Source organism: Chromobacterium sp. HL1 (assembly GCF_057418835.1).
In genome coordinates this window covers 3450479-3467529 of record NZ_CP162399.1, presented here as the reverse complement: position 1 = coordinate 3467529, position 17051 = coordinate 3450479, and the positions used below count along the sequence as shown (strand labels likewise).

Annotated in this window: 4 protein-coding genes; all 4 read left to right on the top strand. The window is 72.4% G+C overall.

From position 1 onward, the window contains the following. From AB1Z25_RS15655 to AB1Z25_RS15640, 4 genes are read left to right on the top strand one after another with little or no spacing between them, the layout of a single operon-like run. On the top strand, positions 1 to 9162 hold the full coding sequence (locus tag AB1Z25_RS15655) for an amino acid adenylation domain-containing protein (RefSeq protein ID WP_486635626.1): 9162 nt from the start codon (positions 1 to 3) through the stop codon (positions 9160 to 9162). Beyond that, entirely contained in the window at positions 9159 to 14882 is a 5724-nt protein-coding gene (locus tag AB1Z25_RS15650; protein WP_486635625.1) for an amino acid adenylation domain-containing protein, read from the top strand. Before AB1Z25_RS15655 ends, AB1Z25_RS15650 begins: the two co-directional genes overlap by 4 nt. Beyond that, positions 14879 to 16051, top strand: coding sequence for an acyl-CoA dehydrogenase family protein (locus AB1Z25_RS15645; protein WP_227104394.1), 1173 nt, complete (start codon positions 14879 to 14881; stop codon positions 16049 to 16051). Before AB1Z25_RS15650 ends, AB1Z25_RS15645 begins: the two co-directional genes overlap by 4 nt. Further along, on the top strand, positions 16048 to 17013 hold the full coding sequence (locus AB1Z25_RS15640; RefSeq protein ID WP_227104392.1) for a phosphotransferase family protein: 966 nt from the start codon (positions 16048 to 16050) through the stop codon (positions 17011 to 17013). The genes AB1Z25_RS15645 and AB1Z25_RS15640 overlap by 4 nt, the downstream gene beginning before the upstream one ends. Positions 17014 to 17051: the final 38 nt, after the last annotated feature.

The window sequence follows — 17051 nt, the reverse complement described above, 5'->3', positions numbered from 1 at the left end:
ATGGCACGGCTCATGACCGATCTTGCCGACGCGGGCGTCACGCTGCATCGTCGCGGCGACCAGCTTCAGGTACAGGCGCCGCAGGGCGCGCTCGACGCCGCGCTGGTCGCGCGGCTGCGCGAGGCCAAGGAGGCGCTGCTGAGCGTGCTCGACGACGAAGGCGCGCGCGCCGCGCCGCTGGCGCCGGCGCTGCCGGGCGAGGCCGGCGACGCGGCGGCGCTGTCGCCGGGGCAGGCCCGTCTGGTCGCGGCGACGCGGCTGGGCGATCCGGCGATGTACAACGAACAGGCGGCGATCGAACTCGCGGACGCCGTCGACGAGGAGGCCGTCGCCCGCGCCTTCGCGGCGCTCGCGCGCCGGCACGACATCCTGCGCACCGTCTTCAGCGACGGCGAGTCGGAACAACAGCGGGTGCTGCCCGAGCCGCTCGTCGCCTTGCAAGCGTGGGCGGTGGACGGCGACGACGCCTTGCGCGCGCGCGCCGCGGAACTGGCGCGACAGCCCTTCGCCGCCGGCGCGCCGATGTGGCGCGTCGATCTGTTCTCGACGCCCGAGCGCGCCGCGGTGCTGGTGCTGACCATCCATCACGCCATCTTCGACCGCTGGTCGATGAGCGTGCTGATCCGCGATTTCAGCGCCTATCTCGCGTCGCCGGACGCGGCCGAGCCCTCGGCGCCCCGCCTCAGTTATCGAGACTATGCCGCCTGGCAGCGCCGCTGGATGGCGTCGCCGGACTACGCCGCGCAACTGGACGCCTGGACGGAGGCGCTGGCGGAGGTGGACGAGGTGCCGGCGATACGCGGCGACCGCGCGCGTCCGCCGGCGCTGAGCGGGCGCGGCGGCACCGAGCGCTTCGAGATTCCGGCCGCGTGCATGGACGCGGCGGCCGCGTTCTCCCGCGGCCATAACACCACGCTGTTCACCACCTTGTTCAGCGCCTTCGCGCTGCTGCAGCAGCGTTACACCGGCGAAGCGCGCGGGCTGACGCTGACGCCGGCGGCCAACCGGCCCTTCCAGGCGGCGGAGGACATCGCCGGCTACTTCGTCAACCTGGTGGCGCTGGCCACCGAGGTGGGCGAGGGGGACAGCTTCGGCGCGCTGGTGGACCGGGTCCGCGACGCCAGCGCGCAGGCCTTCGCGCGCCAGAGCGTGCCGCTGGACGCCATCGTGGAGCGGCTGCGCGCGCGCGGCGGCCCCCGGCACGAGCAGCTGGCGCAGACCGTGTTCGCCTTCCAGAACGTCCGCCTGCCGGCGGTGCGCACCGCGAGCGGCGCGGCCGTGCCCTTCGATCTGGACAGCCCGTTCGCGCGCTTCGATCTTTATCTGTCGATCGAGGGCGACGAGCGCGGCACTTTCGCGGTGTGGCAGTACAACACCGATCTGTACGACGCGGCCACCATCCGCCAGCTGGGCGAACATTATCTGGCGCTGCTGCGCGCGGCGCTGGCCGCGCCGGACGCGGACGCGCGCGGCTTGTCCATCCTGTCCGAGGCCGAAGAAGCGCGCCTGCGCGGATGGGGGCGGCATGAGCGGCCGTATCGGGCGGGCGCCGCGATCGACGCGTTGTTCCGCGAATGCGCGGCTGCCCATCCCGGACGCGTCGCGCTGGAACAGGGCGGCGAGCGCTGGACTTACGCGGAGCTCGATCAGTGGTCGGACCGCGCGGCCGGCGCGCTGCGCGCGGCCGGTGTCGAGGCGGGCGCGGTGGTGGGCGTCGCGGGCGAGCGTTCGCCGCGGCTGCTGGCCGCCTTCCTCGCGGCGCTGAAGGCGGGCGCCGCCTATCTGCCGCTGGATCCGACTTATCCGGCCGCGCGCCTGAGCGCGATGACGGCCGACGCCGCGCCGGCCTTGATGATCGTCGCCGACGGTCTGGACGCCGGCTGGCTCGGCGATTACACCGGACCGGTGCTGAGCCTGGCCGACTGCGAGGCCGGCGACGCGCGGCCCTTGTCGTCTGCGGCGCGGCGCGCGGAAGACCTGGCTTATGTGATGTACACCTCGGGCTCCACCGGGCGGCCCAAGGGCGTGGCGGTGCCGCATCGCGCGGTGGTCCGGCTCGCCGTCGGCGGCGGCTACGCGCGCTTGGACGCGTCGACGGTGATGCTGCAGCAATCGCCGCTGGGCTTTGACGCCTCGACCTTCGAAATCTGGGGCTGCTGGCTGAACGGCGGGCGGCTGGTGCTGGCCGAGCCCGGCATGCCCTTCCTGGACGCGGCGTCGCGCGACGGCGTCACCACGATGTGGCTGACCGCCGACCTGTTCCGCATGATGGTGGAAGAGGAGCCGGCCGCGCTCGGCGGCCTGCGCGAACTGCTGACCGGCGGCGACGCGCTGCCGGTGGCGAGCTGCCGCGCCTTTCTCGAGGCCTGCCCGGGCGTCGCGCTGATCAACGGTTACGGCCCGACGGAAAACACCACCTTCACCTGCAGCCATCGGGTGACGGCTGGCGACGTGAAACGCGGTTCGATTCCGATTGGGCGGCCGATAGGTAATACCGAGGTGCGCGTGGTCGACGCCGGCGGCCGGCTGGTGCCGGTCGGCGTGCCCGGGGAATTGTGGGCGGGCGGCGACGGACTCGCGCTCGGCTATCTGGGCCGCGCCGACTTGACGGCGGAACGCTTCGTCGCAGCGCCGCCGCCGGACGGCGGGCGCTGGTATCGCACCGGCGACCGCGTGCGCTGGCGGCGTGACGGGACGCTGGAGTTCCTCGGCCGAGTGGATGAGCAGATCAAGCTGCGCGGCTACCGGATCGAGCTGGGCGAGATCGAGGCGACGCTGGGCCATCACCCCGGTTTGAGTGGCTGCGCCGTCGCGCTGCGGCGCAGCGCCGCGGACGAGAAGCAATTGGTCGGCTATCTGGTGGCGCGGCAAGATTCGGCCGAAGCCGCGGACGCGGCGGCGGTGCAGGCATGGCTGGAGACGCGGTTGCCGGGCTATATGGTGCCGCGCGCCTGGATGTGGCTGGACGCCTTGCCGCAGTCCGCCAACGGCAAGGTGGACCGCAAGCGTCTGCCGGAGCCGCAGATCGAGGCGGGCGCGGCGGCGGCGGAGAACGCGGCCGAGGCGGCGCTGGTGGAGATCTGGCAAGGCCTGCTGGGGCTGGAGCGCGTGGGGGTGAGGGACAACTTCTTCGCGCTGGGCGGCGACTCCATCCTGAGCATACAGATGGCGTCGCGGGCGGCGGAGCGGGGCTTGCACATCAGCCCGCAGCAGGTGTTCCGCTATCCGACCATCGCCGAACTGGCGGCGGAAAGCGGCGCGGCGGAAGAGACCGGCGCGCCGGCGGAGAAGGGCGAGGTGAGGGGCGAAGTGAGGCCAGGCCCGATCCAGGCCTGGTATCTGGATTGGCCGGGCACGGATTGGCAACAGTTCAGCCAGGGAGCTTATCTGGGCCTGAGCGGCCCGCTCGACGCCGAAGCGCTGATCGGCGCGCTGCAGGCGGTGGCGCAGCGGCACGACGCGCTGCGGATAGGCTGGCGGCGGGACGGCGAGCGCTGGATTCAGGAAAGCGGCGCCGGCGCGCCGGCGGAAGTGAAGATAGTGGACCTGCGCGGCCTGGCCGACGCCGAGGCCGCGCTGGAGCGCGACGCGGCCGAACTGCAGGCCGGTCTGCGCCTGGACGGCGCCGGCCTGTGGGCGGCGCGGCTATATCGGCTGGAGCAAGGCTGGCGTCTGCTGTGGCTGGCGCATCACGCCTCGGTGGACGGGGTGTCGTGGCGGATTCTGCTGGCAGACCTGTGGCGGGCCTACGCGGCGCTGAGCCGGGGCGAGGCGACGTCGTGGCCGGCCAAGACGGTGTCGTACCAGGCGTGGTCGCAGCGGCTGTGGGCCTGGGCGGACAGCTTGCCGGAATCGACGCTGGACTACTGGCGGGAGATGGACGCGCCGGGGATGACCCTGCCCGGCGTCGGCGCGGGCGAAGACACGGTGGCGGCGGAATCGCGGGTGTCGCTGCAATGGGACGCGGCGACGACGGAACGCTGGCTGCGACAGGCGGGCGAGGCCTACCGGATGCGTCCGGAGGAATTGCTGCTGGCCGCGCTGGCGCGGGCCTTGTGCCAATGGACGGGCGCGGAGGAATGCGTGCTGGACCTGGAAGGCCACGGCCGCGACGGGCTGGCGGGCGTGGATGTGTCGCGCACCGTGGGCTGGTTCACCAGCTTGTATCCGCTGCGGCTGCCGCTGAGCGGCGACTTGCCGCGGGATCTGAAGTCGGTGAAGGAGCGGATGCGCGGCGTGCCGGACAGCGGCATCGCCTATCAGGCGCTGCGTTACGGCGGCCGTGGATCGGAGCTGGGCGGCCATGCGCGCACGGTGTGCTTCAACTACCTGGGCCAATGGCGGCTGGAGGAAGGCGGCGCGCCGGGCGCGGCTTGGCTGGGCGAGCCGCCGGGCGGCGCGCGCTCGGGCGGGATGAGGCGGCGCTACGCGCTGGACGTGGTGGCGCAGGTGCACGAAGGACGGCTGCGGGTGGACTGGCTGTACAACGCGGGGCTGCAAGCGGCGGACGCGATGACGGCGCTGGCGGAGCGCTTCCGCGCCGAGCTGGACGCGGTGCTGACGCACTGCCTGTCGCCGCAGTCGGGCGGCCTGACGCCGTCGGACCTGCCGCTCGCCCAACTGGAGCAGAGCGATATCGACGCGATCGAGCGCGAGCATCCCGGGCTGGAGGCCTTGTACGGCGTCACGCCGTTGCAGCAGGGCATTCTGTTTCACTCCATCGCGGACGAGGACGCGCCGCTCTATATAGAACAACTGCACTGGAAAATGAGCGGCGTCTTCGACGCGGAACGCTTCCGTCAAGCCTGGTTCGACGTCGCGGCGGCGCACGCCGCGCTGCGCACCACCTTCCGCTGGCGGCAGTTGCAGAGCCCGGTCCAAATCGTCCATCCCCGTCTGGACCCGGACTGGGACACGCTGGATTGGCGAGCGCTGTCCGCCGAGGCCTGCGTCAGCCGCTTCGACGCGCTGCGCGAGCTGGACCGTCAACGCGGCTTCGATCTGGAACACGGGCCCTTGCTGCGCGGCACCCTGATCCGCGAACCCGGCGACGCCTGGCGCTTCCTGTGGAGCTACCACCACGCGGTGGTCGACGGCTGGTCGGTGCCCTTGATCCTGAAGCAGGTGATCGGCCGCTACGCCGAGCTGGGCGCCGGTGACGCGGCCCCGTTGCCGGGCAGCCGTTTTCTGCCCTTCGTCAATTGGCTGGCGGCGCGGGACGAGAGCGAGCAGGCGGCGTACTGGCAACAGGTGCTGGCAGGCATAGAAGAGCCCACGCCGATAGGCTTCGCCGCGCCGGCGCGCGGCGCGCGAGCGCGGGGCCAGGGCCGGCGCGCCTTCGTGTTCGACGCGGGGCTGAACGAGCAGGTCGACCGCGCCGCGCGGCGGGCCGGCGTCACCCGCGCCAGCCTGCTGACCGGCGCCTGGGCGCTGACCCTGGGCTATGCCGGCGGCGGGCGCGAGGTGGTGTTCGGCACCACGCTGTCCGGCCGGCCGGCGACGCTGCCGGGCGTCGAGCGGATGGTGGGGCTGTTCATCAACACGGTGCCGGTGCGCGTCGGCATAGACGACGACGCGCGCGTATCGCAATGGTTGCAGCAACTGCATGGACAGCAGAGCGAACGGGCCAGACTGGGCGCCGCCTCGCTGACCGACATCCGGCGCTGGGCGGGCTACGAGGGCGGCGAGCTCTTGAGCAGCCTGTTCGTGGTGGAAAACTATCCGGTGGACCGCCAGCTGGCCCGAGGCGACGCCGGTTTCGACGTCAGCGAGTTCGCGGCGGCCGAGACGCGCACCAATTATCCGCTGGTCGGCCAGCTGATTCCGGGCGAGGAGACCGTGCTCTATGTCGATTTCGACGCCTCGCGCTACGACGAGGAGGGCATAGGCCGGCTGGGCGCGAGCTTCCTGCATCTGCTGGCCCAGCTCGCCGCGCAGCCGGACGCGCGGCTGGGCGATCTGAGCCTGGTGGACGAGGCGGAGGCGCGCCGGCTGATTCACGACTGGAACGCGACGCCGCCGGTCGGCGACGGCTATCTGCTGCACGCCGGCATAGAGCGGCACGCCGAGCTGACGCCGCTGGCGCCGGCGATCATAGGCGTGGACGAGGCGATGAACTACCGCGAACTGGCCGACGAGACGCTGCGCGTCGCCAGGGCGGTGGCGGCGGCGGGCGCGCGGCGCGAACCGGTGGCGGTGCTGCTGCCGAGGAGCGCGCGCGCGGTCGCTGCTTACTCGGGCGTGATGCGCGCCGGCTGCGCCTATGTGCCGGCCGATCCGGCGATGCCGCCGGGACGCTTGCGCGATCTGCTGGCCACGGTCGGCCATGTGCTGACGACGCGTGAGCATCTGCCGCTGCTGGACGGCGTCGCGGCGCGCGCGATCCTGATTGACGAAACGCCGCCGGCCGAGGTCGCGCTGCCGGAGGCGGCGCCCGACGATCTGGCCTATGTGATGTTCACCTCGGGCTCCACCGGCAAGCCCAAGGGCGTGATGATCAGCCACCGCGCGGCGGCGCTGACGATGGAAGTCTTCCTGCGCCGTTATGAGATCGGCGCGTCCGACCGCTTGATGTGCGTGTCGGCGGCGGGCTTCGACCTGTCGGTATTCGATTTCTTCGGCGCGTTCGCGGCGGGCGCCGCCGTCTTGCTGGCGCCGGAGTCGTCGACGATCGCGCCGGCGGCGTGGCTGGATCTGATGGCGCGCGAGGGGGCGACGGTTTGGGAATCCGTGCCGGCGGTGATGGAGCTGCTGTTGCTGGAGTGCCGGCAGAGCGGGCGCGCGCTGCCGCCCTCGCTGAAGCTGGCGATGTTGAGCGGCGACCGCGTGCCGGTGGGGCTGCCCGCGCAGATCCGCGCGGCGGCGACGTCCGATCCGGAGGTGCTGGCGCTGGGCGGCGCCACCGAGGCGGCCATCTGGTCGTGCTGGTACGACACGCGGGGACTGGCGGCCGACGCCGCCTTCGTGCCCTACGGCCGCCATCTGCCGGGGCAGCGGCTCTATGTGCTGTCTTCCTCGCTGCAGGCGGTGCCGGTGGGCGTGCCGGGCGATCTGTGGATCGCCGGCGCGGGCGTGGCGCTGGGCTATCTGGGCCAGCCGGATCTCACTGCTTACCGCTTTGTCGACAATCCCTTTGTGCCGGGCGAACGGATGTACCGGACCGGCGACCGCGCGCGCGCGCTTGCCGACGGCAATCTGGAGTTCCTGGGCCGAGTGGACGATCAGGTCAAGATCGGCGGCTTCCGGATCGAGATCGGCGAAATCGAGGCCGCGCTGGCGGCCGCGCCGGGCGTGGAGCGCGGCGTGGCCTCGGTGGTCGAGCGCGACGGGCGGCGGATCATCGCCGGCTATGTGCTGTTGCTGCCGGGCGCGAGCCTGGATTCCGCCGCGATTCGCGACGCGCTGGCGCGGCGGCTGCCGCCATACATGCTGCCGGCGTCGATCATGGCGCTGGACAGCGTGCCGCTGAGCGCCAACGGCAAGGTGGACCGCAAGCGTCTGCCGGAGCCGCAGATCGAGGCGGGCGCGGCGGCGGCGGAGAACGCGGCCGAGGCGGTGCTGGTGGAGATCTGGCAAGGCCTGCTGGAGCTGGAGCGCGTGGGGGTGAGGGACAACTTCTTCGCGCTGGGCGGCGATTCCATCCTGAGCATACAGATGGCGTCGCGGGCGGCGGAGCGGGGCTTGCGCATCAGCCCGCAGCAAGTGTTCCGCTATCCGACCATCGCCGAACTGGCGGCGGAAAGCGGCGCGGCGGAAGAAACCGGCGCGCCGGCGGAGCAGGGCGAGGTGAGGGGCGAAGTGAGGCCCGGCCCGATCCAGGCCTGGTATCTGGATTGGCCGGGCACGGACTGGCAACAGTTCAGCCAGGGGGCTTATCTGGGCCTGAGCGGTCCGCTCGACGCCGAGGCGCTGATCGGCGCGCTGCAGGCGGTGGCGCAGCGGCACGACGCGCTGCGGATAGGCTGGCGGCGGGACGGCGAGCGCTGGATTCAGGAAAGCGGCGCCGGCGCGCCGGCGGAAGTGAAGATAGCGGACCTGCGCGGCCTGGCCGACGCCGAGGCCGCGCTGGAGCGCGACGCGGCCGAACTGCAGGCCGGTCTGCGCCTGGACGGCGCCGGCCTGTGGGCGGCGCGGCTGTACCGGCTGGACCAAGGCTGGCGCCTGCTGTGGCTGGCGCATCACGCCTCGGTGGACGGGGTGTCGTGGCGGATTCTGCTGGCAGACCTGTGGCGGGCCTACGCGGCGCTGAGCCGGGGCGAGGCGACGTCGTGGCCGGCCAAGACGGTGTCGTACCAGGCGTGGTCGCAGCGGCTGTGGGCCTGGGCGGACAGCTTGCCGGAATCGACGCTGGACTACTGGCGGGAGATGGACGCGCCGGGGATGACCCTGCCCGGCGTCGGCGCGGGCGAAGACACGGTGGCGGCGGAATCGCGGGTGTCGCTGCAATGGGACGCGGCGACGACGGAACGCTGGCTGCGACAGGCGGGCGAGGCCTACCGGATGCGTCCGGAGGAATTGCTGCTGGCCGCGCTGGCGCGGGCCTTGTGCCAATGGACGGGCGCGGAGGAATGCGTGCTGGACCTGGAAGGCCACGGCCGCGACGGGCTGGCGGGCGTGGATGTGTCGCGCACCGTGGGCTGGTTCACCAGCTTGTATCCGCTGCGGCTGCCGCTGAGCGGCGACTTGCCGCGGGATCTGAAGTCGGTGAAGGAGCGGATGCGCGGCGTGCCGGACAGCGGCATCGCCTATCAGGCGCTGCGTTACGGCGGCCGTGGATCGGAGCTGGGCGGCCATGCGCGCACGGTGTGCTTCAACTACCTGGGCCAATGGCGGCTGGAGGAAGGCGGCGCGCCGGGCGCGGCTTGGCTGGGCGAGCCGCCGGGCGGCGCGCGCTCGGGCGGGATGAGGCGTCGCTACGCGCTGGACGTGGTGGCGCAGGTGCACGAAGGGCGGCTGCGGGTGGACTGGCTGTACAACGCGGCGCTGCAAGCGGCGGACGCGATGACGGCGCTGGCGGAGCACTTCCGCGCCGAGCTGGACGCGGTGCTGGCGCATTGCCTGTCGCCGCAGTCGGGCGGCCTGACGCCGTCGGACCTGCCGCTCGCCCATCTTGACCAGAACGATATCGACGAAGTGTTACAGCTACTGAACGAACAGCCATGAACAAAACATTATCAAACGCCGCGCAGCAAGCCGGCTCGAAAGTCGAGACCATGCTGCCGTTGACGCCGACGCAGCAGGGCCTGCTGTTTCATACGCTGAAAGCGCCGGAGTCCGGCGTCTATTACGAACAGGTCGCTTGCGCCTTCCAGGTCGCGCTAGACGCGGCCGATTACCGGCGCGCGCTGGAAGCGGTGATCGCGCGCCACGGCGTGCTGCGCACCGGCTTTCTGTGGGACGGGCCGTCCAAGCCGGTTCAGGTGGTCTTCCGCGACGTCGAACTGCCGTGGGTGGAGGAGGACTGGCGGGCTTTCGATCCCGAGGAACAGCGGCGGCGTCTCGCCGCCTACCGGGACGCGGACCGGCGTCCGGGCTTTCACCTGAGCCGCGCGCCGCTGATGCGCTGCGCCTTGTTCCGCACCGGCGAAGAACGCTATGAGTTCGTGTGGAGCTATCACCATCTGCTGCTGGACGGCTGGTCGGTGCAGATCGTGCTGGGCGAAGCGCTCGCCTGCTACGACGCCTACCGGCGCGGGGCCGATCCGGCCTTGCCGCCGCCCCAGCCCTACAGCGCTTTTCTGCGCTGGCTGGACCAGCAGGACGGCGCGGCGGCCGAAGCCTTCTGGCGCGAGCGGCTGGGCGATGTGCGCGCGGCCACGCCCTTGCCGCTGGCCGAGGAGGCGGGCCCGGAACGCGCGTCCGGCCACGGTCTGCTGGAACGCGAGCTGGACCCGCGGACGAGCGAGGGCCTGCAGCGGCTGGCGCGCGCCTGCGAGCTGACGCAGAGCACGGTGATCCAGGCCGCCTGGGCCTTGCTGCTGGCGCGAGCGAGCGGCCGCGACGACGTGGTGTTCGGCACCACCGTGTCCGGCCGGCCGGCCGAGCTGCGCGGGGTCGAGCAGATGGTGGGGCTCTTCGTCAACGCGCTGCCGACGCGCGCGACCGTCGACGCCGCGCAGACGCTGGGCGACTGGCTCAGACAGCTGCACCGCCGGCATGTGGACGCCGAAGCCTACGCCTATACGCCGCTGCACGCGATTCCGGGCTGGAGCGGCGTGGCCCCGGGCGCGCCCTTGTTCGAGAGCCTGGTGGTGTTCGAGAACTATCCGGCGCGCGCGGACGCGACGCGCTATCGGGAACGGCTGGGCGTCGGAGACATCGAGGTGGTGGAACAGACCAACTATCCGCTGACCGTGGTCGCGATTCCCGGCGAGCGTCTGCGCTTGCGCCTGCATTACGATCGCCAGCGCGTGTCGGAGGCGTCGGCGGAGCGGATCGTCGCGATGCTGGCGCGGCTGCTGGAGCAGTTTGAACGCGGCGGCGCCGCGCTGCGCATCGGCGCGGCGTCGCTGCTGGGCGCGGAGGCGGGCGGCGCGCTGGTCGCGGGCTGGAACGCGGCGGCCCGGCGCGCGGACGAGACGGCGCGCCAGTGCCTGCATCGCCGTTTTGAGGCGCAGGCGCGCGCGCGGCCCGACGCCGTCGCGCTGCAATGCGAGGGCGAGGCGCTGACTTACGCCGAACTGGATCGCCGCGCCAACCGGCTGGCCTGGCGGCTGGACGCCGCCGGCGTGCGCGGCGACACGCCGGTTGCGCTGGCGTTCGGGCGCGGCGTGGACAGCATCGTCGCGATACTGGCGGTGTTGAAGGCGGGCGCCTTCTATGTGCCGCTCGATCTCGACCATCCGCCGGAGCGCCTCGCCTGGATACTGGAGGATATCGGCGCCGGCGCGCTGATCTGCGGCGAGGAAGCGCGCGAGCGCTTCGCCGGCTTCGGCGGCGCGCTGATCGTCATGGCAGAGACGCGGGCCTTGGCCGAGCGCGACGACGCGCCGCCGCCGCGCGACACTTCGCCCGCCGACCTGTGCTATGTGATCTACACCTCGGGCTCGACCGGACAGCCCAAGGGCGTGTGCGTGGAGCACCGCAATGTGGACCATCTGTTCGCGGCGACGCGCCGGAGCTACGGCATCGGACCGTCGGACGTGTGGACCCTGTTCCATTCCTACGCCTTCGACTTCTCGGTATGGGAAATCTGGGGCGCCCTGCTGCACGGCGGGCGGCTGGAAATCGTGCCTTACCGCTGCTCGCGCACGCCGGAGGAATTTCTCGCGCTGCTGGAGCGCGAGGGCGTCACGATGCTGAGCCAGACCCCCAGCGCCTTCAAGCAGCTGCTGCGCGCGCTGGGCGACGCGCGGCGGCCCTTGCCGGCCGGCTTGCGCCATGTGTTCTTCGGCGGCGAGGCGCTGATTCCCAGCCAGTTCGCCGCCTGCCTGGGCGAGGAGAGCGGCGTCGCGCTGGTCAATCTCTACGGCATCACCGAAACCACGGTGCACGTGACCGAGCGCGTGCTGGGCGCGGGCGACGCGCTCTCCTCGCGCAGCCCGGTGGGCCGGCCCTTGCCCGGCTACCGCGTCTACCTGCTCGACGCCGCCGGACATCCGGTGCCGCCGGGCGTGCCGGGCGAAATCTACGTGGGCGGGGAGGGCGTGGCGCGCGGTTATCACAAGCGTCCCGAGCTCGACCGCGAACGCTTCATCGCCGACCCCTTCCTGCCCGGCGAGCGGCTTTACCGCAGCGGGGACCTCGGGCGCTGGGACGCGGACGGCGAGCTGGACTATCTGGGCCGCATCGACGAGCAGGTCAAGATCCGCGGCTTCCGCATCGAACTGGGCGAGGTGGAGGCGGCGCTGGCCCGGCACCCGGACGTCGCCGCCGCGGCGGTGATGGTGGACGAGGCGAGCATAGACGGCCACGCGCAACTGGCGGGTTTCGCGGCGCCGCGCGAGGGCGCGTCGCTCTCTCCCGCCGCGCTGCGGGACTGGCTGGCGCAGCGCCTGCCGCCGCACGCGATTCCGGCGCGCCTGATCGAGGTGGACGCGATCCCGCTGACCCCTAACGGCAAGCTCGATCGCCGCCGGCTGGCCGACGCGCTGGCGGCGGACGGCGACGCGGCGCGTCCGCACGTCGCGCCGCGCGATGCGGTGGAACAGGCGCTGGTCGGCGTGTTCGAATCCGTGCTCAAGCGCTCGCCGGTCGGCGTCACTGACAACTTCTTCGAGCTGGGCGGGGACTCCATCCTGAGCATCCAGATCCTGTCGGCCGCGCACAAGGTCGGCATCGACTTCACGCTGGACGAGCTGATGCGCTCGCTGACCATAGCAAGGCTGGCGCCGCGGGTCCGGCGCACGGATTCGCCGCCGCCGGCCGCGAGCGCGCCGCCGCCGCCTCCGCCGCTGGACGCCGCCTACGAGGACGCCTATCCGCTCAGCGCGATGCAGATGGCGATGCTGGCCAACGAGATGCGGCACGGCCAGGACTCCGCCTATCACAACGTCAACGATCAGCGGCTGGCCCTGCCCTTCGACGCGGCCGCGCTCGAGGCGGCGTTGCGCGGCGCCTTCGAACGCCATCCGGCGCTGCGCACCGCCTTCGATCTGGCCGCCGACGAGGAGCCGCTGCAGTACGTGCATCGCCAAGTGCCCTTGCCGCTGGCGGTCAGCGACTGGCGAGGCCTGGACGCGGCGCGGCAGGACGCGCGGATTCTGGATTGGCGCGAGGCCGAGCGGCGCCGGCGCTTCGACGTCGAGCATCCGCCGCTGATCCGCTTCGCCGTGCATCGCCTGAGCGAGGAGGAGATGCATATCGGCGTGACCAAGCACCACGCGATTCTGGACGGCTGGAGCTTCAACCTGCTGCTCTCCGAGCTGATCTCGGACTATTCGGCGCGGCTGGCCGGCCGGCCGCTGGCGCTGACGGCGCCCGCCAGCCGCTACCGCGACTTCGTCGAGCGCGAGCGCGAGGCGGCGCGTTCGGACGCGCTGCGCGACTGGTGGCGCGCGCGGCTGCAATCCTTGCCGGCCACGCGGCTGGCGCGGGAGCCGGACGGCGACGCGGCGCCGGCGGAGGTGCCGATTTCGGCTGCTGAGTCCGCCGGCCTGGAAGCGCTCGCCGCGCGCGCGGGCGCTTCGGTGAAGAGCGTGCTGCTGACGGCGCATCTGCTCGCCTTGTCGCGCATCTGCGGCAGGCCGGCGGTGACGAGCGGCGTGGTGTTCAACGGCCGCAGCGAAGGCGCGGACGGCGACCGGGTGCTGGGCCTGTTCCTGAACAGCCTGCCGCTCGGCTTCGACTTCCCGGCCGGCGCCTTCGATGCGGTCGCGCTGGTGCGCGCGGTGCAGGCGGCCGAGCTGGAGGTGTTCAGCCGCCGGCGCTATCCCTTGATCGAACTGCATCGGCAGATGGGCACGGTGTTCGACGCGCTGTTCAACTTCACGCACTTCCGCGCGCTGGAGGACGCGGTGCGCGACATCGAGGTGTCCGACGGCTACGCGAGCGACACGACTAATGTGCCGCTGGTGGTGCAAAGCAGCTTCGACGGCAGGCAAGGCGTATTGCGGATCACCCTGGTGCCGTCGCGCGGGCATTTCTCGACGGAGACCGTGGTCCGCTTCGTCGCGGAGTACGCGGCGGCCTTGCGCGCGCTGCTCGGGGAAACCACGGCTGGGGACGCGGCCGGCGGCGGCGCGATCAGGGCGGACGGCGGCGAGCGCCGGAGCCTGGCCTCGGCGGCCGCCACGCCGGCGGCGGCCAAGGCGCCCGCCGCCGCGCGGCCCAGCGGCGCGGCGTTGCGACGCGAGCTGAGCGCCTTGTGGACGGCCGTGCTCAAGCGCGAACCGCCGTCGGAGGACAGCGATTTCAGCGCGCTGGGCGGAGATTCTTTGCTGATGCTGCGGATCTGCTCCCGCGCCGGCCGGGCCTTTGGCCTGGACGCGGCGGTGGTGGCCCGTCTGTTGACTGCGCAGACCGTGGCCGAGCAGGCCCGGATCATCGAGACCGAGGGCGCGGGCGCGGACGGCGTCCGGGTCGGCGCGCTCGTCGCGCTGTCCGCGCCGGGCGACACGCCGCCGCTGTTCTTCGCGCCGGGCGCGGGCGGGCATGTGCCGTATCTGCGCGCGCTCGCGGCCGAGCTGTCCAAGGACTTCTCGGTATGGGGCATGGAGCTGCCCGGGTCCGGCGAGGCCGACGCGGCCGGCGTCGAAGCCATCGCGACGGCGCTGATCGCCGACATCCGGCGGGTGCGGCCTTACGGGCCTTATCGCCTGGGCGGCCATTCTTTCGGCGGCTGGGTCGCGCTTGAGATTGCGCGGCAACTGGCCGGCCAGGGCGAGGCGGTGGCTTGGGTCTCCATCGTGGACAGCCTGCCGCCGGGACCGGCGGCGCGGCCGCACAAGCGGGACTGGCGGGACAGCCGCTGGATGGCGGAGATCGGCAACAGCTTCGCGCGTCTGGCCGACGCCAAGCGGCTATTCGACGCCGATGAATTCGACGCGCTGGACGATGCGCGGAGAGTGGGGCGTTTGCGCGAGCGGCTGATAGCGGCGGGCGTGCTGCCGGAGGAGCTTGGCCTGCCCGAGTTCGCGGCGCGCGTGCGCGCCTTCATCGCGCATTCGCTGACGGATTACGCGCCGGCGACGCCTTATGCCGGGGCGCTGCATTTGATTGTGGCCGCGGACAGGGACGGCGAGGCGGACGCGCCCGACGACGACGCGCTCATCGACGGCTGGCGCGCGGCGGCGCCGGCCGCGGCGACGCCGCTGCGCCTGCCCGGCGATCACGTCGGCATCATGCGCCCCCCCTTCGTCAGCGGGCTGGCCGGCGCCTTGCGCGCCATGGAGGCCGCCGCGCGGCGGGCCGTTTCGGACATGGAAACCGAGGAAGAACAATGAACACCAGAGTCAAGGCATTCGCCGCCGTCGAGGCGGCGCTGGCGGAACCGGAGGCGGCGCTCGCCAACGGCGATTTCGAAACCGTGGAACAGTTGATGAGCGGCATCCGCGCGGCCAACCGGGCGCACGGCCTGTGGCTGCCGCAGGTGCCGCGCGCCGACGGCGGCCTGGGCCTGAACCTGCTTGAGCTGGTGGAGGTGGGCGAGCTGCTGGGCGCCTCGCCGCTGGGCCATTACGCGGTCAACTACCAGGCGCCCGACGCCGGCAATATCGACGTGCTGCTGGAGTACGCGACTCCCGCGCAGCGCCGGCGCTGGCTGGAGCCGCTATTGCGCGGCGAACTGCGCAGCTGCTTCGCGGCGACGGAGCCGGAGTCCGCCGGATCGAATCCCTCCTCGCTGAAAACGACGGCGGTGTACAGGGACGGCGCCTGGCATCTGAACGGCCGCAAATGGTTCGCGTCCGGCGCCGACGGCGCGGGCTTCGCCATCGTGCTGGCCGTTACCGACGAGGCCGCGCCGCTGCACGCGCGCACCAGCACCTTCATCGTGCCCGCCGACGCGCCCGGCTTCCGCCACGTCCGCAATCTGCGGGTGATGGGGGACGAGGGCTGCGGCTGGGCCAGCCACGGCGAACTGGTGCTGGACGATTGCCGGGTGGGCGAGGACGCGATGCTGGGCAAGCCCGGCGAGGGCTTCGTCGTGCTGCAGGCCAGGCTCGCCACCGGGCGGCTACACCATTGCGCGCGCTGGATAGGCGTGTGCGAGCGCGCCTTCGCCATCATGTGCCGGCGCGCCTGCCGCCGGGAGCTGGCGGCGGGCGAGCTGCTGTCCTCGCGCCAGACGGTGCAGAACTGGATCGCCGAGAGCCGCGCGTCGATAGACGCCGCGCGCCTGCTGGTGACCCAGGCGGCCACGCGGCTGCAGAACCGCCACGAGCGCGCGCAGATCGACATCTCGATCGCGAAGTTCTTCGTGGCCGGCGTGACGCAGACCGTGCTCGATCACGCGTTGCAGGTGCAGGGCGCGTTGGGCGTCAGCGGCGACACGATTCTCAATGTGCTGTGGCGGCACGAACGCGCGGGGCGGATTTACGACGGCCCGGACGAGGTGCACAAGAGCCTGGTGGCGCGCCATGCGCTGGCCGGTTTCCGGCGGGAGCTGGCATGAGCGCGCGGATCGCGGAGCGCGCGATGGCGGCGCTGGGCCGCCCCCGCGTCGGCGCGCGCGCGACGCGGGTGGGCGGCGGCCGGGCCAGCGAAGTGTTCCTGGTGCAGGGCGGCGACAGCGAACTCATCGCCTACTGGCTGCCGGAGGGCGGCGCGCGCGAGGCGAGGCGCCGCTACGCGCTGCTGGAGCGGCTGTCCGGCCAGTTCCGGCTGGCGCCCAGGCCGCTGGCGGTGGACGAGGACGGCGACGCCGCGCTGCTGCTGGTTGAAAAGCTGGACGGCGTCGCGCCGGCCGCCTGCGGAGCGCTCGGCCCCGACACCGTGCGCCGGCTCGCGGAAAACTTCATCGAAACGCTGGCGAGCCTGCATGCGCTGGAGGTCGCGCCGGCCGACCGGCCCCCCGACTATCTGCGCCGCATCCTGAGCGAATGGCGGCGACGCTGGAACGCGGAGGAGGCGGGCGCGGCGGCCGACGCCGACTTCCGGGCGGTGGCCGACTGGCTGAGCGAGCGGATGCCGCAGACCGCGCCCTCCGCCTGGCTGCACAACGACTACAAGCTGGACAACATCCTCGTCGACCCGGGCGATCCGGCGCGGCTGGTGGGCGTCGTCGATTGGGAGCTGGCCGCGGTCGGCCATCCGCTGGCGGATCTTGGCGCCGCGCTCGCTTACTGGATAGAGGGCCGGGATTCGTCGCTGCTGCGGCTGGACGCGCCCGGGCCGAGCTGCGCGCCGGGCGCGCCGACGCGCGCGGCGCTGGTGGACCTGTACGCCGCCGCGGCCGGACGCGAGGTGGCGGAACCCGCCTACTGGTACGCCTACGGCCTGCTGCGGCTGGCGGTGATCACGCAACAACTGGCGCTGCGGCGCCGCGACGAAGGGCAGCGCGTGCCGCGCGCCAAGCTGATCGTGCGCTGGCTGCTGGACCGCGCGGCGGAAGCCTGCGGCGGCGGCCGGCTGTGACGGCCGTCCGCGCGCCCTCCGATTCATCCCGATAAGGA

What these genes read in the sequence shown, in the direction of transcription:
- AB1Z25_RS15655 (WP_486635626.1), top strand. Translation starts at nt 1, where the DNA reads ATGGCACGGCTCATGACCGATCTTGCCGACGCGGGCGTCACGCTGCAT.
- AB1Z25_RS15650 (WP_486635625.1), top strand. Translation starts at nt 9,159, where the DNA reads ATGAACAAAACATTATCAAACGCCGCGCAGCAAGCCGGCTCGAAAGTC.
- AB1Z25_RS15645 (WP_227104394.1), top strand. Translation starts at nt 14,879, where the DNA reads ATGAACACCAGAGTCAAGGCATTCGCCGCCGTCGAGGCGGCGCTGGCG.
- AB1Z25_RS15640 (WP_227104392.1), top strand. Translation starts at nt 16,048, where the DNA reads ATGAGCGCGCGGATCGCGGAGCGCGCGATGGCGGCGCTGGGCCGCCCC.